We start from the raw sequence: 25755 nt of genomic DNA on the forward strand, positions 1-25755 counted from the left end.
CAGGTTCCCGCCCAAAATGTTCTTCAAAGTGATGCAAAAGTGCTATCTGGCGCAGGGTTTCCGCTGGCTTAACATCTTCAATTAGAGAGAAAAAAAGCGCGCGGATGAGGCGCGCTTTCTGAAGTGAGCATTTGGTGGGCCTGATCAGGCTGCCAATTCCTCTTTCGCTTGTGCAAGGCATTCCCGACGTTTTGCGCGAATGCTGCTTTCGTCAGATTTGCCTTCAAGGTCGGCGACAACCTTGCGGATCACATCATCATGACCTGCTTCTTCGAAATCTGCGCGGATAACAGATTTGGCGTAGTCTTCGGCGTCATCGCCAGACTTTCCGAGCAATTCAGCGGCCCAGAGGCCAAGCAATTTGTTGGCCCGTGCGTCCGCCTTGAAAGTCATTTCTTCATCATGTGCGAATTTGGCTTCAAATGCTGCTTCGCGTTCGTCAAAGGTGCTCATGTCACTTGGTCCTCTTGGCCCTCAAACTTCTCTGAGAGATATGGCAACTTGCGGCATTCGACGCAAGAGGGCGCGGCAAGCTTGCGACAAAGCTGCCCATCATTTAAGAGGGCGGCTGAATCCGGGACTCATCGCCGGAAAAAGAGGATACAGCCATGGCCCGCGGCAAAAAAATCTATGAAGGCAAAGCCAAGATTCTGTTTGAAGGGCCTGAGCCAGGCACAATCGTTCAGTATTTCAAGGATGATGCCACCGCATTCAATGCGGAGAAGAAAGACGTGATTGATGGCAAAGGTGTGCTGAACAACCGCCTGAGCGAATATTTCATGACCGGTCTGACCCAGATTGGCGTGCCGACGCATTTTTTGAAACGCCTGAACATGCGTGAGCAGCTTGTGCGCAACTGTGAGATCATCCCTCTGGAAGTGATCGTACGTAACTTTGCGGCAGGATCCATGAGCAAACGTTTGGGGATCGAAGAAGGCACACAGTTGCCACGCCCGATCGTTGAATATTGCTACAAAGATGACAGCCTTGGCGATCCACTTGTGTCAGAAGAACACATTGCTGCCTTTGGTTGGGCGAGCCAGCAGGACATGGACGACATTCTTGGTCTTGCGCTGCGCGTCAATGACTGGCTGAGCGGTGTGATGTTTGGTGTGGGCATTCGCCTGATCGACTTCAAAATCGAGATTGGCCGGGTGTATGAAGGCGATTTCCAGCGTTTGGTTGTGGCCGATGAGATCAGCCCGGACAGCTGTCGCCTGTGGGATATTGAGAGCGGACAGAAGCTCGACAAGGATGTGTTCCGCCGCGACCTTGGCAGCCTGACGGACGCCTATGCCGAAGTGGCGCGCCGTCTGGGTGTGCTGCCCAAAGGCACTGGGCCGAAGCCGACGCTTGTAAACTAATGATCCCGGTTTTCGACACGGCCGCTGCAAATTTTTTTGCGGCGGCTTTTGTCGTTTTGGCGCTTTGTTTCTGGTGGTTTGTATCACACCATCTCGACGGCCTAGACGCGCATCCAGATCAGGCACAGGCGACAGGTGATCGATACGAATTGCCAATTGTGGATGTGTCGGAATTTCTTCGTAGCCTTCAAGCGCGTGGTATAGACCTTACTAAACCGCAAAAAATCATACATTCCTGCGAGAAAATGGCCACGGAAGAGGCCACTTCGGTAGACATCTTGCGTTCAACATTCTACGAGATCGGCTATGACGACTACAGCTCTGGACCCAGCGATGGTGATTTGATGATTTATCATCTGACACGCGTTGATACAGAAGGGTTTGAACGTCGCATTTCGGAGATCATCGCCATTTTGAGCGAACACGGATGGAACTATCGGGGATTTGAATTGTTCAACCCGAATGAAGAGGAAGTTCACTGATGAAAGCCCGCGTATATGTCATGCTGAAAAACGGCGTTCTGGACCCGCAAGGTGAGGCCGTGCGCCATGCGCTTGGCAGCCTTGGTTTTGACGGCGTTGAAGGCGTGCGTCAGGGTAAGGTGATTGAGCTTGATCTGGCAGAAGGCACCACCGAGGCGACCGTGACCGAGATGTGCGAGAAGCTGCTCGCAAACACGGTGATTGAAAGCTACCGGGTGGAGATGGGCTGATGAAAGCAGCGGTCATTGTTTTCCCGGGTTCCAACTGTGACCGTGATCTGGCGGTTGCTTTTGAACAGGCCGGGGCGGATGTTACCATGGTCTGGCACAAAGACACAGCATTGCCAGAAGGCATCGACATTGTTGGTGTGCCAGGTGGGTTCAGCTTTGGTGATTATCTGCGCTGTGGTGCGATTGCGGCGAACTCTCCGATTTGTCAGTCTTTGATTCAGCACGCGGAGCGCGGCGGTTACGCGCTTGGGGTGTGTAATGGATTTCAGATTTTGACGGAAACCGGGCTATTGCCGGGGGCGCTGCGTCGCAACGCTGGTTTGAAATACATCTGTCGCACAGTTGGCTTGGAAGTGGCTTCGGCCAATACGGCCTTTACCTATGGTTACAGTAAGGGTGACGTGGTGAACGTTCCGATTGCGCACCATGATGGCAATTACTTTGTCACAGAGGATAAGCTGGCAGAGCTGCGCGATGAAGACCGCATTGCCTTCACCTACACAGACAATCCAAATGGGTCCGTGGCGGATATCGCGGGCGTGGTCAGCAAGAACCGTCGCGTGCTTGGCATGATGCCTCACCCGGAGCGGGCGGCGGATATCGGCCACGGTGGCACCGATGGGGTGGCAATGTTCCGCGCGTTGATGGATCAGTTTGCCGTAGCGTGACTTGAGGCTTTGGGCGGAGCGGCGTAGTGTCGTTTCATGACGCAAAACGCCGCTCCCCCTGACGATATGGTGCCTTCGGCCACGGCCAGTTGGCGCGCCCGTGTGGTATTGGCGCTGATTGCGGTTGTCGCCGGGGTGACCATATGGGTCACAAACAGCTATTTGACAGCGCGTTTTACTGAAAATACCCGCAATCGTGCGGAGCTTCGGTTGGCGCTTTATTCCGGAAACTTGATCAGTGAGTTGCGGCGTAACGCAATTGTGCCACAGCTTCTGGCAAAAGACCCGGCGCTGATTGGTGCGCTGAACTCTCAGGACTTCACCACCTCCACCCAACGCTTGATTTCATTTGTTGACGAAATTGGGGCGGCGTCTCTTCTTTTGTTGGATGAAAGCGGCCGAACGGTGGCAGCGACAGACCGTACACGACTGGGCACCAACTATCGAGATCAAGCGTTCTTTATTGATGCGCTGCGCTCTAATCTGACGCTGTTTACCGTGTCTCAGAATGAGACAGGCGCCTACCGTTTTATGTATTCGCGCCGTCTTGAAAGCGGCGGCAGCACGTTGGGTGTGATCGCAGTTGAGGTGGATCTGCACAAATTTGAACATGCTTGGGCTGGGATTTCAGATGCGATTCTTGTGACCAACAGCGAAGGCGTGATCATCCTATCTAGTGAACCACGATGGCGGGGGTTGACTGAGGCAGAGGCCTTGGCGCGGCAACCTGCGCTTGGGGCGATTGAGCGCGCAATCAAAGTGACTTCGGATTGGGCGCAGGACCCAGCAGATGCCTATCTCAGCGGTGAAGCCGTGATGCGCATCGGTGCCCGTATTCCCTTCCGGGGGTGGCAGATGACAAGCTTCACCACCTATGCCAGTGTCCGCGAGCGGGTGAACGCGGTATTGGCGTTAGAAATCATGGGGTTTGCGATCCTGCTGGCGCTTGGGTTTTACGTGTTGGGCCGCAAGAGCGCATCGCGCATGGTGTTTTTTCAGCGTGAAAGTGTGGAGCTGCGCGGTTTGAACCTGCGGTTGCAGCGGGAGATTGCCGAACGAGAGCGCATGCAGTTGAGCCTTGAAGTGGCGGAGCAGAGTCTGGCGCAAAGTTCCAAACTGGCGGCTTTGGGCGAGATGTCGGCGGCGGTGAGCCATGAGCTCAATCAGCCTCTGGCCGCAATGAAGACCTACCTTGCAGGTGCGCGCCTGCTGGTGAGCCGCAATCGACCAGATGAGGCGTTGACCTCATTCCAGCGCATTGATGATCTGATTGAGCGTATGGGAACGATCACTAAACAGTTGAAATCCTATGCGCGCAAAGGGGGCGATGAATTCCATCCCGTCGATATGGGAGATGCGGTGGCCTCGGCCCTGTCGATGATGGAGCCACAATTGCGCCAGCGACAGGTGCGCATCAGTAAGATTGTGCCCACCGAACAAGTGCGGGTGATGGGCGATCGGGTGCGCATTGAACAGGTGATGATCAACTTGCTGCGCAACGCATTGGATGCCACGGAGGCGGTCAGTGATCCTGAAATTGAGATTCTTTTGGCAGCGGGTGAGACGGCGACGTTGACGGTGCGGGACAATGGTCCGGGCATCGAAGATCTAGACAATCTGTTTGAGCCGTTTTTCACCACCAAACAGCCGGGTGAGGGCGTGGGGCTTGGCCTTGCGATTTCATCAGGCATCGTGAATGACCTTGGCGGGCGGCTGACCGCGCGCAACGGGCAGGGACGGGGGGCTGTATTTGAGGTGCAGCTGCCTATCTTGAATGAAGACATAGAAGCAGCGGAGTGAATTCGTGGCCCAGAGCATGAAAATTGCAATCGTCGATGACGAGCAGGATATGCGGCAATCCATCAGCCAATGGCTGGCCCTGTCAGGATATGACACGGAAACCTATGGCAGTGCGGAAGATGCGCTCAAATCACTTGGGCCGGATTTCCCGGGTATTGTCATTAGCGACATCAAGATGCCCGGCATGGATGGCATGCAGTTTTTGAAAAAACTGATGGGGGCTGACAGTGCCCTGCCAGTGATCATGATCACTGGCCACGGCGACGTGCCTATGGCAGTGGAGGCCATGCGTGTTGGGGCGTTTGATTTTCTGGAAAAGCCGTTCAATCCCGACCGCATGACGCAACTGGCCAAAAAGGCCACCAATGCACGGCGGTTGACCTTGGATGCGCGTGCGCTGAGGCGTGAGCTGTCAGACGGCGACCAGATCATGAACAAACTGATCGGTGCCAGCCCGACCATGGTGCGCCTGAAAGAAGACATTCTGGATCTCGGTCAGGCTGATGGTCATGTGTTGATCGATGGGGAAACCGGGACCGGCAAAACGCTTGTCGCGCATGCGCTGCATGCGGTTGGCAGCCGTGGTGGCAAAAAGTTTGTGCTTGTGAGCTGCGCTGCGTTTGAGGAAGAGGCGCTGGCCAAGCGGTTGTTTGGACCAATGAACCCTGAGGACAGCCAGCTGCCCGCCATCGAAGAGGCCCGTGGGGGCACTTTGGTGCTGGAAGATATCGAAAGCCTGAGCGACACGCTGCAAGCCAAGCTCCTCAATGTGATCAACGAGCAGGGCACGCCTGCGGAAACTCGCATCATTGCGATTTCCAACATGCAGGAACAGGATCGTACTTGCGAGGATGCGCTGCGGTCTGATCTGTTTTACCGGTTGGCTGCTTTGCGGATTACGGTGCCCCCTCTGCGTCAGCGTGGCGAAGACATCCTGACGCTGTTCACCCGGCTTTCTGAGCAATTCAGCGAAGAATATGGGTGTGAAGCCCCAAAGGTCAGCGCTCAGGAGGCCGCACAACTGTTGCAGGCACCGTGGCCTGGCAATGTGCGCCAACTCATCAATCTGGCGGAGCGCGCGGTGCTACAGAGCCGCCGTGGCGGAGGCACGATTGCGTCGCTTCTGATGAATGATCACGAAGAAATGCAGCCTGTTGTGACCACGGAAGGCAAGCCGCTGAAGGAATATGTGGAGGCTTTTGAGCGCATGTTGATCGACAACACCATGCGACGCCATCGCGGTTCGATTGCGGGTGTGATGGAGGAGCTCTGTCTGCCGCGTCGCACCTTGAACGAGAAGATGGCCAAGTATGGTTTGCAACGTGCGGATTACCTCTGATACGCTATATTTCATTGTGATGGGTTAAGTGAACGCCATGGTCCTTCTAGGGGATTGTGGCGTTCAGATTTTCTTGGCATTGAATGCTAAATCATTGGTTTTGGACGATTTGAAAAATGCGTGATTTTCCAACGTCTCCTGAGGCGTTTGATGCCTGTCTGTTTGATATGGATGGATTGCTCTTGGATACGGAGCGCATGTTTATGCGCTCCTTTGTGGCGCTGACTTCAGATCTTGATATTGCGCCTTCCGAGGCAGAGGCTTTTTTCATCACTTTGGTCGGTACATCCGCTGCCGAGACAACCCGGCGACTGGGGGCGTTTCTACCGTCTGGTGTCGATATAGCGGGGTTCGATTTGGCCTGGCGTGAAAATCATGCGGCCAATGCGGCTCAGGGAATTGCGCTTAAGCCCTATGTTTTGGAGGTGCTGTCTGCGCTGCATGTGCGAAATATCCCAATGGCGGTTGTGACATCCACGGCGGGCTGTTTTGCACGTAAACATCTCAAACATGCAGGTTTGCTTCGGTTTTTTGATGCCGTGTGTGCGGGGGACGAGGTGCGGGCAAACAAGCCACACCCGGAGCCGTATCTGACTGGCGCTGCGCTACTTGGTGTGGATGCGGCACGTTGTGTAGCATTTGAAGACAGTGATTTGGGCACGCGTGCGGCTATTGCGGCGGGATGCGCGACCTTTCAGATTCCTGATCTGCGTCCAACTGAGGTGCCGGTTCCCGACATTGGCCAGAAAGTGGTGACGCATCTTGGGGAAGCCGCCCGTCATATAGGTGTTTTGGAAGAAGAGTTTTGAGTTCTCAGCGTGATGAGAACGGATGAGTCGGAGCTCGTCGGCCTGTGGATAACTTGTTTCACCTGTGAAGGGTGTACTTGGCCATGGCGGCGTCTAAACGGCTCTTGGTTTCATTGATTTCAGTTTGTGAAATGCACGAAAAATAAAGGTTTTCGTTGTAAAGCAGGGGCATCTGAGCCGCATGCGTTGATTGCCCATTGTAATCCGGACGGGCTTGGTCTTATGTAGTCTAACGGCAGGATGTGATCCGCCGCATGAGTTTCGCTGTTTGGTGTGTTCCGAATTGATCCGCTCAGCCCAAGAGGCATCGGGTCGGCGCACCAAATAGACCGATTGGGTCCGCATAGCGGATCGATAGAGACGCCCGCACCGTACGCGGAGGGCTTAGAACAGGCACTGACGTGGCGCAATCCGCCCGCGGTGTCGGAGAAGAAACGCGATGAAGCGCGCGATTGACATGAGAGACCGAGCAGAGGCCGTAAGCGGCCCTGACGGCGGCGCGCATCTCCTCGCTCAGACAAGACACCCCACTCAAGTTCAACGACCCGATCCCCCGGGAGGGGCGCGGCGCTTGCGCGGGTGCAAACGGACAACATGGCTAAGAAAATGCTCATCGATGCCACCCACGCGGAGGAAACCCGCGTCGTGGTGGTTGACGGAAACAAGGTTGAGGAATTTGACTTTGAATCCGAAAACAAACGCCAGCTTGCTGGCAACATCTATCTTGCAAAAGTAACACGGGTTGAGCCGTCGCTTCAGGCGGCCTTTGTAGACTATGGTGGAAACCGTCATGGCTTCCTCGCGTTTTCAGAGATTCACCCGGATTATTATCAGATCCCAGTGGCGGATCGTGAAGCGCTTCTTGAAGAAGAGCGCGCTTATGCGGAGTCTTTGAAGTCACGTGATGAAGACGAGGAAAAGCCAAAGTCCTCGCGCTCTCGATCCCGGTCTCGCTCCCGTAAATCAAAAACGGATGATCAGGTTTCTGAAAACAAGACTGATGACACGTCGCCCGTAGAGTCGGTAGAGACCTCTGCACCGGTGGCTGAGATCTCCGGCATGGAAACCATTGATTTGGTGGAAGACGCAGGCGAAGACGCCGGTGAAGGCCTTTCGCCAATGGAATTGGTGGATGAGACGCCGGTTGAAGAACCCGTTGATGCGGTTGAAAGCGCGTCTGATGAGGCACAGTCAGAGGCGGACGCTGTCGCCGATGCACCCATTGCGGAGGACACGAATGACGTGTCTGCTGCAGAAACGGTTGTTTCTGAGGACGCAAGCGCACCTGAGGGCGTAGCGGAAGAGGCAGATGTTTCTTCTGAGGAGGGCGCTGGAGAGAGTGCTACTGAAGAAGTTGCGGCTCAAGACGAAGACAAAAAAGACGATGGTGGGAGCAAAACAATTGCGGCTAACACCGAAGGTGGCGATGCCGTTGTCAGTAAAGACCCGGAGACGGGCGAAGAGGTGGAAACGGAAGCCACTGAAACTTCTCTAGAGGATGGTGCACAACCTGAGCCGGCTGAAGCGGACGCTACCGCAGATATTGCCGATGACACTGCAGAGACAGAAAACGTTGCTGCGGAAGCAAATGACACGGCTGAGGCCGCCACTGCAGACGCACCGGTTGTTGAAGAAGTCAGTGAAAGTGTAGAGGACGCAGAGCAGGGTGCTATGGAAGAAGCGTCCGAAGGCACTGCTGAAACCGAAGGCGTTTCAGCTGAGGGCCAAGAAGCGGCAGCAGTAGCGCCTGAAACTGACGTCGCTGAAACGGATACGCCAGCAGACACAGCAGTGAAAGCTTCTGAAGAGAGCGACGCTGACGCAGATGAAGATGGCGATGCGGAAGACGCAGAGGAAGACACTGGCAAAGGCGGTCGTCGCAACTCGCGCAGCCGTCGCTCGCGCAGCCGTTCAAAACGTTCTGACGCCTCTGAGAAGGATGAGAGCATCGAGTCCGTTGCGGATGAAGATGACAGCGAAGACATTCGCCCCCCTCGGAAGCCTCGGCCGCGCCGCTATAAAATCCAGGAAGTGATCAAAGTGCGCCAGATCATGCTGGTGCAGGTGGTGAAAGAAGAGCGCGGCAACAAAGGTGCTGCACTGACAACCTATTTGTCCCTGGCAGGCCGCTATTGCGTTTTGATGCCAAACACAGCACGCGGCGGTGGCATTTCGCGTAAGATCACAAATGCTGCAGATCGCAAGAAGCTCAAAGAAATCGCCAATGAAATTGACGTGCCAACCGGCGCAGGGCTTATTGTGCGCACGGCGGGTGCAAAACGCACCAAAAGCGAAATCAAGCGGGACTATGAATATCTGCAACGCCTGTGGGAGCAGATCCGCGAACTGACGCTGAAATCCATCGCCCCTGCTAAGATCTATGAAGAAGGCGACCTGATCAAGCGTTCGATCCGTGATCTCTATTCGCGTGAGATTGATGAGGTTCTGGTTGAAGGCGAGCGCGGCTATCGCATCGCCAAGGACTTCATGAAAATGATCATGCCGTCCCACGCAAAGAACGTTAAGCAGTATCAGGACAGCCTGCCGCTGTTTGCGCGCTATCAGGTGGAAAGCTATCTGTCGGGCATGTTTAACCCGACGGTGCAGCTTAAATCTGGCGGTTACATCGTGATCGGTGTCACGGAAGCGCTGGTGGCGATTGACGTGAACTCCGGCCGGGCCACCAAAGAAGGCTCGATTGAAGAGACCGCGCTGAAGACCAACCTTGAGGCCGCTGAAGAAGTGGCACGTCAGCTGCGTCTGCGCGATCTGGCTGGTCTGATCGTTATCGACTTCATCGACATGGATGAACGCAAGAACAACACCGCGGTTGAGAAGCGCCTGAAAGATAAGCTCAAAACAGATCGTGCGCGTATTCAGGTGGGCCGAATTTCGGGCTTTGGTCTTTTGGAAATGTCCCGTCAGCGTCTGCGCCCGGGTATGATTGAGGCCACAACACAGCCCTGTCCGCATTGCCATGGCACTGGTTTGATCCGCTCCGATGACAATCTTGCACTGTCTATTCTGCGACAGATCGAGGAAGAAGGGACCCGTGGTCGGTCCCGTGAGGTTCTGGTGAAAGCGCCGGTGGCGATTGCCAACTATCTTATGAACCAGAAGCGGGAGCATATTGCACAGATTGAGGCTCGGTATGGTCTTTCCGTGCGCGTTGAAGGTGACCCGCATCTTGTCTCGCCTGACTTCACGATTGAGAAATTCAAAACGGCAACGCGTTCCGTACCTGAGCCCGAGGCGCCCGTTGTCTCCGGCGACATCGCCATTATGGATGCGATCGATGAGGCGGATGGGGAAGAGGAAGTTGTTGAAACAACTGATACTCCCGCTGCGGAAGAAGGGGAAGCCAAGCCCAAGAAGCGCCGTCGTCGCCGTCGCCGTCGTCGGGGTGGTTCTGAAGCAGGCGATGCTTCAGGAGATGGCGAGACCGGATCAGAAGACACGTCTGATGGCAGGGCGGTGTCAGACGAGCCTGAGGCGGACAAGTCTGGCGCTGATACCGAAGAGGGTGAGGCGGAGAAGCCGAAGAAAAGCTCTTCTCGCAGCCGGAGCCGCAGTCGGTCACGGAGCCGTTCTTCCAAATCGAAAAAGGATGAGGAAAACGCCAGTGCTGAGGCCGGTTCTGATGAGTTGACCTCTGATGTGGAGGCAAACACGACAGAAGAAGCCTCTGCAGCGGTCGAGCCGGAGAAAGGTGAAGCGGAAGCCGCGTCCGTAGAACCAGAAGCAGAGATTGGGTCTGATATAGTTGATGTACCGGATGTGTCTCAGCCAGAGGACATAAATGCGGATGAGGTTGTGGAAGACACCGCCACGTCGACCCTCGCGGAGGAAACCGTGGAAGAGGATGCACCTGAAGCGGAAGCAGAGCCTGAGGTGAACGAGGTACCGGCTGAGGTTGTCGTGACCGCTGAGCCTGAGCCTGCTGCGCCACCTAAGCCGAAACGGCGTGGCTGGTGGTCTCGCGGATAAATTTCAGAAGCGCCGGGCACGTCCCGGCGCTTTCTTTTTTGGGCCTCACATTGGCCCGCGTATCTTTTGGTCTAATGATATGAAAAGATACAAAAGTATTTTCATATTTTATTGACGGACTGGCCTCTGAACGCCCAAAGTTCTGTCATAAGATTGCAAAGGATCAGGGAGCGAAAATATGAAATTGCGGAGCGCGGTCTTGGCCGCTTCGATGGCGATGGTCGCTGCAACGGCGCAGGCGGATGTCAAAGTGGGGATGATCACGACGCTGTCCGGTGGTGGCGCAGGTCTTGGAATTGATGTGCGTGACGGCTTTATGCTGGCCGTCAAACAGGCCGGGCGCGACGATCTGGAGGTTGTGATTGAGGATGATCAGCGCAAGCCGGACGTGGCGATGCAACTGGCAGACAAGATGATCCAATCAGAAAAGGTTGACGTTCTGACCGGTATCATTTGGTCTAATCTCGCGATGGCCGTGGTGCCTGCGGCCACAGCACAGGGCAAATTCTATCTGTCGCCCAATGCTGGACCTTCGCCATTGGCGGGCAAAGTGTGTCATCCGAACTATTTCAATGTGGCGTGGCAGAATGACAACCTGCATGAAGCGGCTGGGGCTTATGCAACTGACAGCGGCTTCAAAAACAGCTTTATCCTTGCGCCGAATTATCCGGCGGGTAAAGACGCTCTGACCGGCTACAAACGCTTCTTCAAAGGGGAATTGGCCGGGGAGCTTTACACCAAGTTGGGTCAAACTGATTATGCGGCAGAGATCGCCCAAATCCGTGCATCTGGTGCCGATAGCGTGTTCTTCTTCCTGCCCGGCGGCATGGGGATTTCTTTCCTGAAGCAATATGCCGCGAGCGGTGTGGACCTGCCTTTGGTAGGGCCTGCGTTTAGTTTTGATCAGGGCATTCTGCAAGCGGTTGGGGATGCGGCCATGGGCGTAAAAAACACCAGCCAGTGGAACAAAGACATCGACAACGCAGCCAATGCGGCTTTTGTGGAGAGTTTTCAGGTCGAATATGGTCGTTTGCCTTCGCTGTATGCGTCCCAAGGCTTCGATACTGCGAACCTATTGATCTCGGCGATGGATAAAGCGGATGTGACGGATGCGGATGCGTTCCGTGCAGCTCTGAAGGCAGCGGAGTTTGACTCTGTGCGTGGGGATTTCTCGTTCGGGGATAACCACCATCCAATCCAGACCATCTATGTGCGTGAAGTGATCAAAGAAGGGGATGTGTTCACCAACAAGATCATCGCCACGGGTCTGAGTGACCATGCGGATGCGTATGGTGCTGAGTGCAAGATGTAATGGGAAATGGGGAGGGGGTGCCCTCCCCATTTTACCGCCTTTGACCAGAGGTCTTGGCGGGCATTTCGTAGATAAAACGACAAGAATACCGCCGCACTAGCGCGGCGATGCGCCACGTGTTGTGGCGTTGGGCAGGGCGATGACACCTCTTCTTTTCATTGAGCAATTGCTAAACGGGCTTCAGTTTGGCGTGATGCTGTTTTTGATGAGCGCCGGGCTGACGCTGGTATTTGGCGTTATGGGGCTGATCAATCTGGCGCATGGTTCGCTTTATATGATCGGGGCCTTTGCTGCGGCGGCTGTGGCGGCTGCGACAGGGTCCTTTGTTTTGGCCTTGATGGCGTCACTGGCGGCGGCGGCGCTGGCGGGAGCCTTGATTGAGCTGACGATCATTCGACGGCTGTATGATCGGGATCATTTGGATCAAGTGCTGGCGACCTTCGCGCTGATCCTGATTTTCTCGGAAGGCACGCGCTGGTTGTTTGGATCGTTTCCACTGTTTCTGGATGTACCAGCCGCTTTGGCAGGGCCGGTGACCTTGCCCGGCGGCATTGAGTATCCGGCGTATCGGCTCACCATCATTGTGATTGGCTTGCTGGTCGCGGCGGGGATGTTTGCTCTGATCAACCGCACGCGTATTGGCATTCGCATTCGTGCTGGGGAAGCAGATCGGGAGATGATCGCCGCGCTTGGCGTGGATATTGCCAAGCTTTACACATTTGTCTTTGCGCTTGGCGCCGCTCTGGCGGGATTTGCGGGCGCTTTGGTCGGCGCGATTCAATCGGTGCAGGTGGGTATGGGGGAGCCTGTGCTAATCCTTGCCTTTGTGGTGATCGTGATTGGCGGCATTGGCAGCATCAAAGGGGCCTTTGTCGGCGCGCTTTTGGTTGGGCTTACAGATACGATGGGGCGTTTTTTGCTGCCGCAGGTTTTTGCGCTGTTTATGGAGCCGTCGGCGGCGGTTTCGGTTGGGTCAGCTCTGGCATCAATGCTGATTTACATCCTTATGGCTGGCGTGCTGGTGATGCGCCCGCGCGGACTTTATGGGGTGAGCTGACATGAGCCGCGAAACCTATCTCAACATTACAACGCTGGCTGTGTTGGCCGGAGTGCCTCTGTGGGCCTGGATGGCAGATGAGCCATTCACCATCACATTAGCCACGCGTGCGGTTATTTTTGCGCTTGCTGGTGTTGGTTTGAACCTTGCCCTTGGATTGGGGGGCTTGGTGAGCCTTGGGCACGCTGCATTCTTTGGCATTGGCGGCTATGCCATGGGAATTCTTGCCAGCCATGCGCAGTCTTACACGCCCTTGATGGAGGTGCCTTTTGTTATTGAAGGTACGAAATCCATGATTGTGATCTGGCTGGTGGCGATCGTGGCAAGCGCTTTGGGGGCTTTGGCAATAGGTATGCTGAGCCTGCGCACTTCGGGTGTATATTTCATCATGATCACCTTGGCTTTCGGGCAGATGATTTATTACTTTGCGATCAGCTGGCCGGCCTATGGCGGCGAGGATGGGCTGTCGATCTATGTGCGGAACGACTTTCCGGGGCTGAACACATTGGTGCCGATCCAGTTCTTTGGCCTGTGTTTTGCAATCCTGTGTTTGGCGCTCTGGCTGATGCATGCCATCCAGAAATCGGCCTTTGGCTTGGCGTTGAGCGCGGCGCGGCAAAATGAGATGCGGGTGCTGTCGGTGGGGATGGAGCCCTATCGGTTGCGGTTGGTGGCTTTTGTGATTTCCGGGGCGATCACCGGTTTGGCAGGCGCGCTGTTTGCCGATCTGAACCGTTTTGTCAGCCCCACGATGCTGAGTTGGCAGATGTCAGGCGAGATCATTGTATTCATTATCATTGGTGGCGTCGGGCGGCTGTTTGGCCCGGTCATTGGTGCAATGATTTTCATTCTGCTGGAACATGTATTGGGCGGTTTGTCAGAATTTTGGCACGTCTATCTTGGTGCATTGCTGTTGGGCATCGTTCTTTTTGCCAAAGGAGGCGTGATTGGCGCGCTTGCCGGTCGGGAGAAGGCCCATGACTGATACTGTTTTGCGCGTTGAGAACCTGTTCAAGAGCTTCGGGGCCCTGAAGGCGACAAATGATGTCTCGCTGGATCTGCGTGCGGGTGAGATTCATGCGCTCATTGGGCCAAATGGGGCAGGGAAGTCGACGCTGATTCAGCAGATCACCGGGCATCTTGCCTCAGATAGCGGTCGCGTGTTTCTGATGGAGGAAGACCTCGCCGGTGTTGGGCCGGCAGGGCGCGCGCGCAGAGGGCTGGGGCGGACATTTCAGATTTCGTCATTGGCAATGGAGCATACGGTTTTGCAGAACGCAGTCCTTGGCGCCTTGGGGAGACGCGGGCATGCGATGTCGTTTTTCAAGCCGGTCATGAAAGATGTGGCCTTGTTGGAAACTGCTCACAGCGCATTGGAGCAGGTTGGCCTGGCGCAACATGCGGCGGTTCGGACGGCGGATTTGAGCCATGGGCAGCGGCGTCAGCTTGAGGTTGCCGTGGCGCTTACGCTTCGTCCCAAAGTGTTTTTGATGGATGAGCCTATGGCGGGTCTTGGGTTAGAGGGCGCACAGCAGATGATTGGGCTTCTCACAGAGCTTCGGAATTCAGCGCCAATTCTTTTGATTGAGCATGATATGGATGCGGTCTTTGCCTTGGCGGATCGTATCAGCGTGCTGGTCTATGGTGAGGTGATTGCCACGGGGACACCGGATGAGATCCGGGTCAATCCTGAAATAAGACGTGCTTATCTGGGGGATGATGTGCCGCTATGAGTTTAATGTCACTCACGCATATCGAAGCTTTTTATGGATCAAGCCAAGCGCTGTTTGATGTTTCTTTGTCGGTGGATGAGGGTGAGGTGCTTGCGCTGATGGGGCGCAACGGTATGGGTAAGACCAGCACCGTAAAAGTCATGTGTCGAATGTTAAGCCATGCTGCAGGTGAAGTGTTTTTCGATGGGCGCGACATTGGGGGCATGCCGTCCCATAGGGCTGCGCGGCTTGGCATTGGTCTTGTACCCGAAGGGCGCAGGTGTTTTGCTAATTTGACGGTTAATGAAAATCTGATTGCGGCGGCGCGCAAAGGGGCATGGGATTTTAATGCTGTCTGTCGCCTGTTTCCGCGGCTTGAAGAGCGCCACGCGCAGTCTGCGGCTTCGCTATCTGGCGGGGAGCAACAAATGCTGGCGATTGGGCGTGCGCTGATGACCAATCCGCGTTTGCTTATTCTGGATGAAGCCACCGAAGGGTTGGCGCCTGTGATCCGGCAGGAGATTTGGGCCGCCGTGGCTAAGCTAAAATCGGAAACGGGCATGGCGATCATTGCCATCGACAAAAGCTTGAAGGAACTGGGGCAGGTGGCAGACCGTGCGGTGGTCCTTGAGAAGGGGCACACGGTCTGGAATGGTTCATTTGCGGATCTCGGCCCCGCTGAAACCGATCGATATCTGGGCGTCTAGGTGTCGCTTCGGGGCAGTTTGGGCGCGCTGTGATCGGTGGCCAGTTCTGCGCCTGAGAAGAGCCAAGGGCCGCGCACGCCTTTGATGCCCTCCGCTTCTATCACCATGCCGCGCGCCTGAATTTGAGGATCGTTGAGCGCATCTGCGATGGCGTTGATCGGTCCTGCGGGGACGGTGGCAGCTTCCAATGCGGCGAGCAAATCCGTCGCGGTCCATTTTGAGGTCTCAGCTTCAATTGCAGCCGTCAGTGCGTCGCGATGGGCAACGCGCAACTGATTGGTTGCATAGTCTGCGCAATCTCCGAGGTCGCCGCGTGATAACACCCCACACAGGCGTTGAAACTGCCCGTCATTGCCCACGGCGATGATAATGTGACCGTCCGACGTTGGCACCACTTGGTAAGGCGCGATGTTGGGGTGCGCATTGCCTTTACGGGTCGGGCTGTCTCCGGTGGCAAGATAATTCATGGCTTGATTGGCCAGAAGGGCGGTTGCACAATCCAGTAACGACATGTCGATGTGTTGACCTCTACCGGTTTTGTGGCGTTGCTCGACAGCTGCCAAGACGCCGATGGTGCCATAGAGGCCTGTGACCACATCAGTAACGGCGACGCCAACTTTCTGAGGCTGCCGATCAGGTTCGCCAGTGATCGACATCAGGCCAGACATGCCCTGAATCATAAAATCATACCCGGCGCGCGTTGCGTAAGGCCCGGTTTGGCCAAACCCGGTGATGGAGCAATAGATCAGCCGCGGATTGAGTTTGGAGAGGCTGTCATAGTCCAGCCCATATTTCGCAAGTCCGCCAACTTTGAAGTTCTCAATCAGAATGTCCGCATCTTTGATAAGTGTGAGAACCTTTTCGCGCCCTTCAGTGGTGCGAAAATCCGCCACCACAGAGGTTTTACCCCGATTGGCCGCATAGAAATAGGCCGCTGTCTTGTCCTCTTCACGTTCGATAAAGGGAGGCCCCCAGGTGCGCGTGTCATCGCCTTGGGGTGCTTCGACTTTGATCACTTCTGCGCCCAGATCAGCAAGCGACTGACCAATCCAGGGGCCAGCCAGAATGCGGGCGAGTTCAACAACTTTGAGACCGTGTAGTGGGGTCATGGTGGGCTTTCACAGGTAAGGCGGCGTGCAGGCAGATATCACCTCGGCCGGTTTGTCAGAAAGGTTTCGAAAACGATGGGGATGCTGGCTGTTAAACAGGTAGCTGTCTCCGGCCCGCAGAATGCGGCTTTGTGTGCCAACGGTGACTTCTACTTCGCCGTTTATCACGATGCCGCCCTCATGGGCGGGGTGGCTGAGCATGGTTTCACCGGTATCGGCACCAGGTTCATACCGTTCTTTGAGGATCTGGAGGCCATGTGCACGTGCATCCCCTATCTGTTTGAGGGTGAGCTGACCTACGTCGGTTGGCAGCGCTGATGACAGATCGGTCAGATCCTCTGGGCCAAAAAAGACCTGTCCGGGCGAAACGGCTTCTGGCTCAAAGAACTCGGCCATAGACATGTTCATACCGCCCAGTATTTTGCGCAGGCTCGCGACGGATGGGCTTGAACGGTTGGTTTCGATCATCGAGATCTGTCCATGCGGAACGTCTGCTGAAACCGCCAGTTGACGTTGACTCAAACCCGCAGATATCCTTAATTTTTTAAGGCGATCCCCTACGTCAAATGCGTTTTCCATGGCGTACCCATCCCTGCCAGCCAAACTGTGGTATTCTTGCTCTTTGTGACGTCGTGCAACACTTGTCATTTTCTCGTAGCAATGCTCAATATTTTGCGCAATAGAAGGAGAAAATCTTTTTGCGACGTTACGACTTTTGGACCTCATGTCCTTGACCCTTGGGCACTTAGGTTCACATTGGCGGCAACGAAAATCACTGTCTGTGCGTCTTGGTGAAAAGGCGTGAGGAAGGAGACCACATGGCCAAAGATCTGGCACCGCAATCAAAACCTGACCTGGGTTCATTCAACTGGGAAGATCCTTTTCTGATCGAGAGCCAGTTGGAAGAAGATGAGCGTTTGGTTAGGGATTCCGCGCGCGCTTATTGTGATGAAAAACTCGCCCCGCGTGTGACCTCTGCGTTTGAAAATGAAGAAACCGATCCAGCGATCTTTGCCGAAATGGGCGAGATGGGTTTGCTGGGCACGACAATTCCTGAGGAATATGGCGGGATCGGTGCAGGGTATGTGACTTACGGTCTGGTTGCACGCGAAGTGGAGCGGGTGGACAGCGGCTACCGTTCGATGATGTCGGTGCAGAGCTCTTTGGTGATGTACCCAATTTATGCTTACGGCTCTGAGGAGCAGCGCAAGAAATATCTGCCAAAATTGGCTTCTGGTGAGTGGATCGGCTGTTTTGGTCTGACCGAACCAGATGCAGGATCGGATCCTGCAGGCATGAAAACCACCGCCAAAAAAGTGGATGGCGGCTACGTGCTACATGGCTCAAAAATGTGGATTTCAAACTCTCCAATCGCGGATGTTTTTGTGGTTTGGGCCAAGTCTGAAGCGCATGGTGGCAAAATCCGGGGCTTTATTCTCGAGAAGGGAATGAAGGGCCTGTCCGCACCCAAAATTATGCATAAGGCTTCGCTGCGCGCTTCTATCACCGGTGAGATTGTTTTGGACAATGTCGAGGTTGCCGAAGATGCGCTTTTGCCTAACATCGAAGGCCTTAAGGGACCGTTTGGCTGTTTGAACCGGGCGCGCTATGGCATCGCATGGGGCGCTATGGGTGCCGCGGAATACTGCTGGCATGCGGCACGTCAGTACGGCTTGGACCGCAAGCAGTTCAACAAACCTCTGGCACAGACACAGCTGTTCCAATTGAAGCTTGCCAATATGCAGACTGAGATTTCGCTTGGTTTGCAGGCTGCGCTGCGGGTTGGCCGCCTTATGGACGAGGCCAAGGCGGCACCAGAAATGGTGTCGATCATCAAGCGCAACAACTGCGGCAAGGCATTGGATATCGCGCGCTTGTCGCGTGATATGCATGGCGGTAACGGGATCAGTCTCGAGTTTGGCGTGATCCGCCATATGGTGAACCTTGAAACGGTCAACACTTATGAGGGCACTCATGATGTGCATGCGCTGATTTTGGGGCGGGCCCAAACAGGTTTGCAGGCTTTCTTTTGATCTAGCCCTTCAGTGATCAAATTGCGGAATGCGCATTTCCTATCGGAGATGCGCATTTTTGCATAATGCAAGGTGACTTGCGCGAATGGCGTGTGACCTATACGTTTGTATGCCAATGAATTTAGATCACGTGGTGAGGCCCTAATCCACCAGAATTCGAATCGCCGCAGTAATTGGTTGGTCGCCAACCACATAGGCGCGGTGGTCATTGGTGGACAAAGTTACACGAATGTCGTGCACACCGGGAGGCAATTTTCCGATTGTTGTTGAGGGCGTGTACAGCCGACCAAGCTTCATCCCATTGAGATACAGATGGCCGTGGCCTGTGCCGGGAACATGGGGGCCGTCTGCAAGATGTGGCGTGAACTCGAAGTCTTCTGAAAGGACTTCAATCTTCCATTTCAGACCTTCGCGCATGGCGACCACCTCAATGGCAGGTGCAGGTTCGCCTTCGCCAACCTGACAGACATCCCCGATGCCAAAAAGGCCAAAATCAGGCGCAGCCCCTGTTTGTGTCGGTGCCACGAGGCGCGCGCGCGTGGTCAAGGTGCCGGCCTTCTCAAAGGTCAGGGAAAGCGGCAAGGTGCGACCATCCTGAAGCTCGCCGTTGGTTACGGACAGGATAATGTACATCCCATCGGCAGCCAGAGAGACCTCTGTATTGGCCGGAATAATGCGGCGGCTGTCAGACCCGCTGAGTGTGGCGGAGACCGCGCTGGGAGAACTCACAGAGACCAGCCGGTCCGGGGGGCCGCTGTTGGTGATATCGACAAAAACGGCGAGGTTGCTCGTGTCGTTTTCAAGTGGCGAAGCAATGGCATTGGTCAGGAGAATATCCGTATTCGGCACGCGTGTCATGAGCACCCAGAGCGTAAATGAAATGGCAGAAATCGCGAGTAAAACTCCGATCATTTTTCGCGCTTTCATCTAAATGGCTCCTCGCTATAGTCCGCCCATGTGCAAAAGGATGTCTCACCCAATTCCGCGGATCAAGGTTCTCCTGAAGATCGCTGCGTTGATCTTGTTTGTAGGCTGCTTAATTTCCACTGAGGCCCATGCACATACGTCTGAGGGCGGTTTTGTATTGTTGCTGCCCACGGATATGTACATTGCGGCGGGCATTCTCGCCGTGGCTTTGACCCTTATACTCTTGGTTGTGCTTCCTGATGAGGTGGCGGTGCGTGCGTTTGAACCGGGCCGTTTTGTGCTCAGAAGCAAATTGTTTAAACGCATGGGGCGATGGACGTATCTCGTTCTGCAAACGCTCTCCTTTATCGCCTTGGTGTGGTTGATTTACATCGGCTTGATGGGGCCCCGTGACCCGTTGGCAAACCCGTTGCCCCTGACAATCTGGACGTTGGGCTGGGGCGCTTTTCTTTTTCTGCAGGGGGTATTGGGGGATCTTTGGCGCTGGATAGACCCTTGGCGGATCCCCGTGGCCATAACGCATTGGTGTGCGGGCTTGCGCACGCCTTTGCGCTATCCGGTTTGGATGGGGCATTGGTTTGGCGTTGTCAATTTCTTGGCATTTATGGGGTTCCTGCTCGCAGATCCGGCCCCATCAGATCCGGCCCGACTTGCGAAAATCGTTGCCTTGTATTGGCTGATCAACTTTGTGGGGCGCGTGGCATTTGGGAGACGTTGGGCGCAACGTGCAGATGGTCTGACAATGATGCTTTCTCTTTACGCACGTATTGGCGTGTTTGGCGGAAGACGGGGCCATCTGGCCATGGGACTCTTCGGGTGGAAAATCCTAAGGGGGCGTGCCTTGCCATTGGGGCTCGCCGTGTTTTGCCTTTTGATATTGGGCAGTGGCATTTTTGATGGGGTGAATGAGACCTTCTGGTGGCTGGCGCAAATTGGGATCAACCCGCTGGCCTTTCCGGGCAGATCGGCGGTGATTGGCGAAACGCTGGTTGGGTTGGCGATCTCAAATATTGTGTTGATTGGCCTTTTTCTTGCTGCGCTCTGGGCCGGATTGAAGATTGGACGCATAAAGATGCCACTAGCGCGCGCTGTTGGGCTTTTTGCTCCAACCGTCTTGCCAATCGCGCTTGGCTACCATTTTGCACATTACTTCACGAGCTTTCTTGTCGAGGCTCAATATGCGCTGGCAGCGGCCACGGATCCCTGGGCCACCGGGCGTGATTATCTGGGGCTTGGCACGTTTTATGTGTCGACCGGTTTCTTTAACACACAAGACAGTGTGCGCATCCTGTGGCTCTGTCAGGCGGGTGGCGTGGTGAGTGGCCATGTTGTGTCGTTGATGCTCTCTCACGCCGTTGCGGTTCGCCATTTTGGAGCACGTGCCATGTTGTCTCAGTTGCCTTTGGTGGCCTTTATGATTGGTTGTACTTTCATTGGTCTTTGGCTGCTTGCATCGCCGCGCGGATTTTGACACAAACCCATCCCTCAAAGCAGAAGCTGAGTTCATTTGCGCTCTAACAAGTGTGGTGAGTTCGGAGATTTCGGTCACAAAACCATGTGAATACAGGGGGACAGAAGATGACCAAGCCAAAGACGACACAGACCACGCGCCGGGGCGCATTGAAAACACTGGCGCTGGGCGGCGGTGCTGCGGCCACATTGCCGCTCTGGGCACGGTATACCAGCGCCCAAACAGCAGCGCCGATCAAGGTGGGGTTTCAGGTACACCGCACGGGGATTGGTGCGGCATATGGACGGTGGTATGATCGCACGACCACAGCTGCGGCCGCCTTGATCAACGAGCAGGGCGGTATCAATGGACGGCCGATTGAGATTGTTGCGGAAGACGATGGCACAGATCCCAAACGCGGTGCGGAAGTTGTTGAGAAGTTTGCCAGCCAGCACGAATGTGACGTGGGCTTTGGCACGCTGTTTTCCCATGTTGTCATCGGCTCTGCGCCCCGTGCTGGAGAATTGAAGCTGCCATATTTCGTGGTGAGTGAGGGGCATCATGTCGCCAGTGGCATGCTCAACCGCTACACATTGCAGCCCGGCATCACCGATGTGAAAAGTCAGGTGCAAGCCATGGCGCCGTTTGTCGCAGAGAACCTTGGCAAAAAGGTCACGATGATCTTTCCGGATTTCGCCTTTGGCCATGATCACCGCGATTTCTTTACAGCAGCGATTGAGGCGCAGGGCGGTGAGGTGCTTGAACACATTGCCATCCCGCCAACCGAAACCTCTTTTACCAAGTATTTCCCCAAAATCCCGCGGGACACGGAAGTGATTTATCACGTCATGGTTGGCCCTGCGGTTTTGACATTTGTGAAAGAGCTTGGGGAGTTTTTCGGCCCAAGCCGCCCGGAAATCTTTGGGTTTATCGACAGTCTGGAAGCCGTAAATATTGCCAGCCCGGGCCTTGAGTTTCTGGATGGCACCTATTTTTGGGAAGGCAACCCGCGTTATGCGCAGGACAATCAATCAGACTATGATGCGTTTTTCCGCGCGCGCGTGGGTGTGGATGCCAATGGCGCTTCCATTAGTGATCCCAAGGACATCTCCACCTATGCGCATATGTTTGGATGCTGGGAAACGCTGCATGTGATCAAGGCGGGGATGGAGGCGGCCGGATATCAATCCGCTGCGGATCGTGGCAAGCTGATTGAGGCCGTGGAGGCGATTGAGGAGATGCCGCATTCCAATGCCTATCCGCAAGGCGCCAAAATCTTCAACGGCAAGACCCACCAGGTGTTTGGACACCAGTATATTTCAAAGGTGGTCGACGGAAAGCTGCTCCTCGTGCACACAACTTCCATTGAAGACACGCTCTATCCGGATGAAGTGGACTATACCACGCAACCGCTCTGAGAGCTGTTTGGTGCGCTGCTGCAGGTGGCGCACCTTTGATACATCTGGGCGACACATCTGGGTAAGAGTAAAGATGGATTTTGGACCTTATTTGATGCTCGCGACGCTGGAAGGCGCCGTGACAGCGGCGGTATTGGCCCTGACGGCTAGCGGGTTGGCTTTGGTGTTTGGTGTCATGCGTGTGGTGAATGTGGCACATGGCGAATTCTTCATGCTTGGGGCGGTGCTAGCCTGGTGGGTGACTGACCTCATGGGGGCCACTCCGGTGCTTGGTTTTGCCATCGCACTCGTAGTGGTGCCGCTCATGGTTGCGGCGCTCGCGGCCTTTGCGGATATGACCATCTTGAAACGGATCAACTATGATCCGGAGCGAACGATTGTCGCGACAATTGGTATTTTATATATCTTACAGCAAGTTACGCTCATGACTTACGGGCCTGACGCCCGCCCTGTGACCGCACCATTTAGCACACGTCTTGCCTTGCCATGGTTTGAGAGGACCGAAGATGGCATCAGCCTTTATTGGCCTTGGGGCCTAAGTATTACGAGCTACAAACTGGCGGTGATTGGGGCCGCAGGTGGCGTGCTCCTTGGGCTTTGGGCCGTGATGAAACGAAGTCGGCTTGGCCTGATGATGCGCGCGACCGAGCAAGATCGCGAGATGGCGCTGGCTTTTGGTATCCCGGTTGAGCGCGTATATGCGCTTGTCTTTGGAATGGGCGCGGGGCTTGCGGCCCTTGCTGCTGTACTGGTGGTTCCGATTCAGCAGGCGCATTATTTAATGGGTGGCGACCCTTTGTTGTTAAGCTTCATTGTGGTCATCATTGGCGGTTTGGGGAGCCTGCCCGGAACAGTTCTCGCCGCGCTTTTGATTGGATTGTCAGACGGGATCATTTCGGTCTTCTTCTCACCCACGCTGGCCAAAATCTTGGCAACGCTGCTTGTGGCGATGGTGTTGGTGTTCCGCCCACAGGGAATGTTCGGGGAGCGCCGACTATGAGACGCGATGTGCAAAAAACGCTCTTGTTGCACGGCGGCGTTCTTGTTGCGCTCGTTGCGCTGCAATTTGTTTTACCAGCCTATCATCATGGCAATGCGGCGCGGATTATGGTTCTGGCGACCTATGCCATGGGTTATAATTTATTGTTTGGCTACGTGGGTTTGCTGAGCCTTGGTCATGCGATTTTTTTCGCAGCGGGTCTTTACGGGATGGGGCTCGCGGTGAGCCATTTGGGAATGTCTGCGCCCCTTGGGCTCGTGATTGGCGTGCTTGCAGGTGGCGTGGTTGGAGCTTTGATCGGCGCGCTGGCATTGCGCACAGAAGGCGTAGCTTTCATGATCGTCACATTGATGTTTGCGCAGGCTGGATACCTGACCATTCTCTATTTCGGGGGGATTACCCGCGGGGACGAAGGCTTTGTGATCCAACAGGTGGATCGGGTGTTCTTTGGGGTGGATCTGAGCGATCCATTCATCAGATATTATGCCGCGTTTACAGTATTCTGTATCTCTTTCTTAAGTATTTTTGCCCTGTTGCATTCCCCCTTTGGTAAAACCCTGATTGCCATTCGGGAAAATCAAGAGCGTGCCGTGATGCTGGGGTATAATGTGATGCGCTTCAAGCTGCTTGCTGTGATTTTCTCTGCTGCTCTTTCGGCTTTGGCAGGAGCCACTTATGGGCTTTTGTTCGGTTATGTCGGTGCGAGTTTTGCCTCCGTTCAGTACTCAATTTTTCCATTGCTTTGGGTGCTTTTAGGGGGCGCAGGCACCGCCTTGGGGCCCTTGGTTGGTGTGTTTTTTATGTTTTACCTCATTGACATAAGTTCCGGCATGACGACCGCCTATATGTTGGTCGCTGGGGGGGTTTTGGTGGGGCTCACGCTGTTTGCGCCTCAGGGATTGATGGGGGAAATCCGGCGCCGTTTTTGGAGGTGGCTGCCATGAGCGTTTTAGTTGCTAAAGGGTTAATAAAGCAATTCAATGGTTTGCGTGCGGTTGATAATGTGAATCTAGAGATCGCTGAGCAGCAGGTTCGGGCTTTGATAGGCCCAAATGGCGCGGGAAAGACAACTTTGGTGGGCCTGCTTTCTGGTCGCTTAGCGTGCTCAAACGGCAGGATTGATTTTCTAGGACGAGATGTCACGAAGGTCCCGCCGCATAAGCGTATTGCCATGGGAATGGCCTATACATTTCAAATTACATCAATTTTCCCCAATCTTTCGGTTCACGAGAACGTAGCGGTTGCTGCGCGCCAGCTGTGTCGCAATGAGACGGACGCAAAGGCTGTTGTGGCGAATGCACTCAAGCGAGTCTCTTTGGCACATGTGGCAAACACGGATGCTGCCGATCTGAGCTATGGACATCAGCGCCTTCTGGAGATCGCGATGGGCCTGTCACAGTCACCCCGTTTGTTGATCCTTGATGAACCGACGCAGGGATTGGCGGAAGGGGAAGTGGCCGAATTTATCAAGCTGATACATGATATCCGGCAAAACACGACGGTTCTCTTAATCGAGCACAATATGGATGTTGTCATGCAAGTGGCTGATGTTGTGACGGTTTTGAATCACGGTCAGGTTTTGTTCGAAGGTACTCCTGAAGAAGTGCAAGCCAACATTGAGGTCCAGACGGCCTATCTTGGAGGCGCGCATGTTAAAGCTTGATCAAGTCGATGCAGGTTATGGGCGCGCGCAGGTTTTGCGGTCTGTGTCTCTGGAAGTGAAAGCCGGCGAAATCACATGCTTGTTGGGGCGTAATGGTGCCGGGAAGACCACGACACTTAAGGCGATCATGCAGGTGATACCTTTGATGAGTGGTGCCGTGTATTTAGAGGGCAGCTGTTTGTCAGAACGGGCAGCGCAGGATGTGGCGCGCAGTGGTGTTGGCTATGTGCCTCAGGGACGTCGGTTGTTTGGTGCTTTGACGGTTGCTGAAAATCTGGATGTTGGCCGCTTTACACGACCGCAAGACAGCATGGTTTTGGAGGAGGTTTTTGAACTTTTTCCGCGGCTGCGGGAAAGATCTCAACAGCGCGCCAATACGTTAAGTGGCGGAGAGCAACAGATGTTGGCCATGGCGCGTGCCCTTTGTTTGCGCCCAAAGGTGGTGCTTTTGGATGAACCTACGGAGGGTTTGCAGCCATCTATGATGGAGGCGATCCGCAATGTGACCCGGACTTTGAGGGAGCGCGGGGTCGCTGTGGTTTTGGTGGAGCAACGTATTGAAGCCATTCTGGATTTGGCAGATCATGCAGTTTTCTTGGAGAACGGACAGGTGGTGGAGACTGTGCAAGGGGAAGCTTTGCGCGATAGGCCTCAGATTTTAGCACGTCATTTGGGGGTGTAGTCTTCT

Annotated in this window: 24 protein-coding genes; 20 read left to right on the forward strand and 4 right to left on the reverse strand. The window is 54.8% G+C overall.

Translation table 11 applies throughout. The features are described from left to right. Positions 1 to 144: 144 nt before the first annotated feature. Positions 145 to 453, reverse strand: coding sequence for a DUF1476 domain-containing protein (locus J7382_RS05130; protein ID WP_058240726.1), 309 nt, complete (start codon positions 451 to 453; stop codon positions 145 to 147). Positions 454 to 608: 155 nt separating this feature from the next. Between J7382_RS05130 and purC the strand changes: the two genes are divergently transcribed. The 13 genes from purC to J7382_RS05200 all read left to right on the forward strand — a co-directional run bounded on the left by purC (position 609) and on the right by J7382_RS05200 (position 15467). Next, positions 609 to 1364 (forward strand): phosphoribosylaminoimidazolesuccinocarboxamide synthase, encoded by a 756-nt coding sequence (purC, locus tag J7382_RS05135; RefSeq protein ID WP_209067783.1) that lies wholly within the window; start codon positions 609 to 611, stop codon positions 1362 to 1364. Further along, positions 1364 to 1846: a hypothetical protein gene (locus tag J7382_RS05140; protein WP_209067784.1), complete on the forward strand. Its 483-nt coding sequence runs from the start codon at positions 1364 to 1366 to the stop codon at positions 1844 to 1846. The genes purC and J7382_RS05140 overlap by 1 nt, the downstream gene beginning before the upstream one ends. Beyond that, complete coding sequence (purS, locus tag J7382_RS05145; protein WP_058240728.1) at positions 1846 to 2076, forward strand: phosphoribosylformylglycinamidine synthase subunit PurS; 231 nt, start codon at positions 1846 to 1848, stop codon at positions 2074 to 2076. Before J7382_RS05140 ends, purS begins: the two co-directional genes overlap by 1 nt. Beyond that, a complete protein-coding gene (gene purQ, locus J7382_RS05150; protein WP_209067786.1) occupies positions 2076 to 2744 on the forward strand; it encodes a phosphoribosylformylglycinamidine synthase subunit PurQ in 669 nt (222 codons plus the stop codon). Before purS ends, purQ begins: the two co-directional genes overlap by 1 nt. A gap of 36 nt (positions 2745 to 2780) precedes the next feature. Further along, positions 2781 to 4544: an ATP-binding protein gene (locus J7382_RS05155; protein WP_209067788.1), complete on the forward strand. Its 1764-nt coding sequence runs from the start codon at positions 2781 to 2783 to the stop codon at positions 4542 to 4544. Positions 4545 to 4548: 4 nt separating this feature from the next. Further along, positions 4549 to 5883 carry a sigma-54 dependent transcriptional regulator gene (locus tag J7382_RS05160; protein ID WP_058240731.1) on the forward strand — a complete coding sequence of 445 codons (1335 nt, stop codon included), beginning with the start codon at positions 4549 to 4551 and terminating at the stop codon, positions 5881 to 5883. Between the two features lie 116 nt (positions 5884 to 5999). Further along, entirely contained in the window at positions 6000 to 6692 is a 693-nt protein-coding gene (locus tag J7382_RS05165) for an HAD family phosphatase (RefSeq protein WP_209067790.1), read from the forward strand. A 594-nt stretch (positions 6693 to 7286) separates the two neighbouring features. Beyond that, the gene (locus J7382_RS05175) at positions 7287 to 10679 is read left to right on the forward strand and encodes a ribonuclease E/G (RefSeq protein ID WP_247744852.1); all 3393 of its coding nucleotides are present in this window, start codon (positions 7287 to 7289) and stop codon (positions 10677 to 10679) included. Positions 10680 to 10857: 178 nt separating this feature from the next. Beyond that, positions 10858 to 11991: an ABC transporter substrate-binding protein gene (locus tag J7382_RS05180; RefSeq protein WP_209067791.1), complete on the forward strand. Its 1134-nt coding sequence runs from the start codon at positions 10858 to 10860 to the stop codon at positions 11989 to 11991. A gap of 139 nt (positions 11992 to 12130) precedes the next feature. Next, positions 12131 to 13048 (forward strand): branched-chain amino acid ABC transporter permease, encoded by a 918-nt coding sequence (locus J7382_RS05185; protein WP_209067793.1) that lies wholly within the window; start codon positions 12131 to 12133, stop codon positions 13046 to 13048. Position 13049: 1 nt separating this feature from the next. After that, positions 13050 to 14033 (forward strand): branched-chain amino acid ABC transporter permease, encoded by a 984-nt coding sequence (locus J7382_RS05190; RefSeq protein WP_209067796.1) that lies wholly within the window; start codon positions 13050 to 13052, stop codon positions 14031 to 14033. Continuing rightward, positions 14026 to 14781 carry an ABC transporter ATP-binding protein gene (locus J7382_RS05195; RefSeq protein ID WP_209067799.1) on the forward strand — a complete coding sequence of 252 codons (756 nt, stop codon included), beginning with the start codon at positions 14026 to 14028 and terminating at the stop codon, positions 14779 to 14781. Before J7382_RS05190 ends, J7382_RS05195 begins: the two co-directional genes overlap by 8 nt. Continuing rightward, on the forward strand, positions 14778 to 15467 hold the full coding sequence (locus J7382_RS05200) for an ABC transporter ATP-binding protein (RefSeq protein WP_209067802.1): 690 nt from the start codon (positions 14778 to 14780) through the stop codon (positions 15465 to 15467). Before J7382_RS05195 ends, J7382_RS05200 begins: the two co-directional genes overlap by 4 nt. On the opposite strand, the gene J7382_RS05205 is transcribed toward J7382_RS05200, so the two are convergent. Both J7382_RS05205 and J7382_RS05210 read right to left on the reverse strand, forming a co-directional pair. Further along, the gene (locus J7382_RS05205; protein ID WP_209067804.1) at positions 15464 to 16576 is read right to left on the reverse strand and encodes a CaiB/BaiF CoA-transferase family protein; all 1113 of its coding nucleotides are present in this window, start codon (positions 16574 to 16576) and stop codon (positions 15464 to 15466) included. The two genes, J7382_RS05200 and J7382_RS05205, sit on opposite strands and share 4 nt — an antisense overlap. A 9-nt stretch (positions 16577 to 16585) precedes the next feature. Continuing rightward, positions 16586 to 17155, reverse strand: coding sequence for a cupin domain-containing protein (locus J7382_RS05210; protein ID WP_209067806.1), 570 nt, complete (start codon positions 17153 to 17155; stop codon positions 16586 to 16588). Between the two features lie 239 nt (positions 17156 to 17394). Between J7382_RS05210 and J7382_RS05215 the strand changes: the two genes are divergently transcribed. Next, positions 17395 to 18609 carry an acyl-CoA dehydrogenase gene (locus J7382_RS05215; RefSeq protein WP_209067808.1) on the forward strand — a complete coding sequence of 405 codons (1215 nt, stop codon included), beginning with the start codon at positions 17395 to 17397 and terminating at the stop codon, positions 18607 to 18609. 141 nt (positions 18610 to 18750) lie between these two features. On the opposite strand, the gene J7382_RS05220 is transcribed toward J7382_RS05215, so the two are convergent. Further along, the gene (locus J7382_RS05220; protein ID WP_209067810.1) at positions 18751 to 19536 is read right to left on the reverse strand and encodes a copper chaperone PCu(A)C; all 786 of its coding nucleotides are present in this window, start codon (positions 19534 to 19536) and stop codon (positions 18751 to 18753) included. A gap of 40 nt (positions 19537 to 19576) precedes the next feature. Between J7382_RS05220 and J7382_RS05225 the strand changes: the two genes are divergently transcribed. From J7382_RS05225 to J7382_RS05250, 6 genes are all read left to right on the forward strand, one after another. Further along, positions 19577 to 21007, forward strand: a complete 1431-nt coding sequence (locus J7382_RS05225; RefSeq protein ID WP_247744854.1) for a hypothetical protein — start codon at positions 19577 to 19579, stop codon at positions 21005 to 21007. A 107-nt stretch (positions 21008 to 21114) separates the two neighbouring features. Further along, entirely contained in the window at positions 21115 to 22404 is a 1290-nt protein-coding gene (locus tag J7382_RS05230) for an ABC transporter substrate-binding protein (protein ID WP_209067812.1), read from the forward strand. A gap of 73 nt (positions 22405 to 22477) precedes the next feature. Continuing rightward, positions 22478 to 23404 carry a branched-chain amino acid ABC transporter permease gene (locus J7382_RS05235; RefSeq protein WP_209067815.1) on the forward strand — a complete coding sequence of 309 codons (927 nt, stop codon included), beginning with the start codon at positions 22478 to 22480 and terminating at the stop codon, positions 23402 to 23404. Then, the gene (locus tag J7382_RS05240) at positions 23401 to 24348 is read left to right on the forward strand and encodes a branched-chain amino acid ABC transporter permease (protein WP_209067817.1); all 948 of its coding nucleotides are present in this window, start codon (positions 23401 to 23403) and stop codon (positions 24346 to 24348) included. The genes J7382_RS05235 and J7382_RS05240 overlap by 4 nt, the downstream gene beginning before the upstream one ends. Next, positions 24345 to 25067, forward strand: a complete 723-nt coding sequence (locus J7382_RS05245; RefSeq protein ID WP_209067820.1) for an ABC transporter ATP-binding protein — start codon at positions 24345 to 24347, stop codon at positions 25065 to 25067. Before J7382_RS05240 ends, J7382_RS05245 begins: the two co-directional genes overlap by 4 nt. Beyond that, on the forward strand, positions 25054 to 25749 hold the full coding sequence (locus J7382_RS05250) for an ABC transporter ATP-binding protein (protein ID WP_209067822.1): 696 nt from the start codon (positions 25054 to 25056) through the stop codon (positions 25747 to 25749). The genes J7382_RS05245 and J7382_RS05250 overlap by 14 nt, the downstream gene beginning before the upstream one ends. The last annotated feature ends 6 nt before the right edge of the window (positions 25750 to 25755 follow it).

This window comes from Shimia sp. R11_0 (genome assembly GCF_017744035.1).
In the GTDB taxonomy this organism is placed as follows: Bacteria; Pseudomonadota; Alphaproteobacteria; order Rhodobacterales; family Rhodobacteraceae; genus Shimia; species Shimia marina.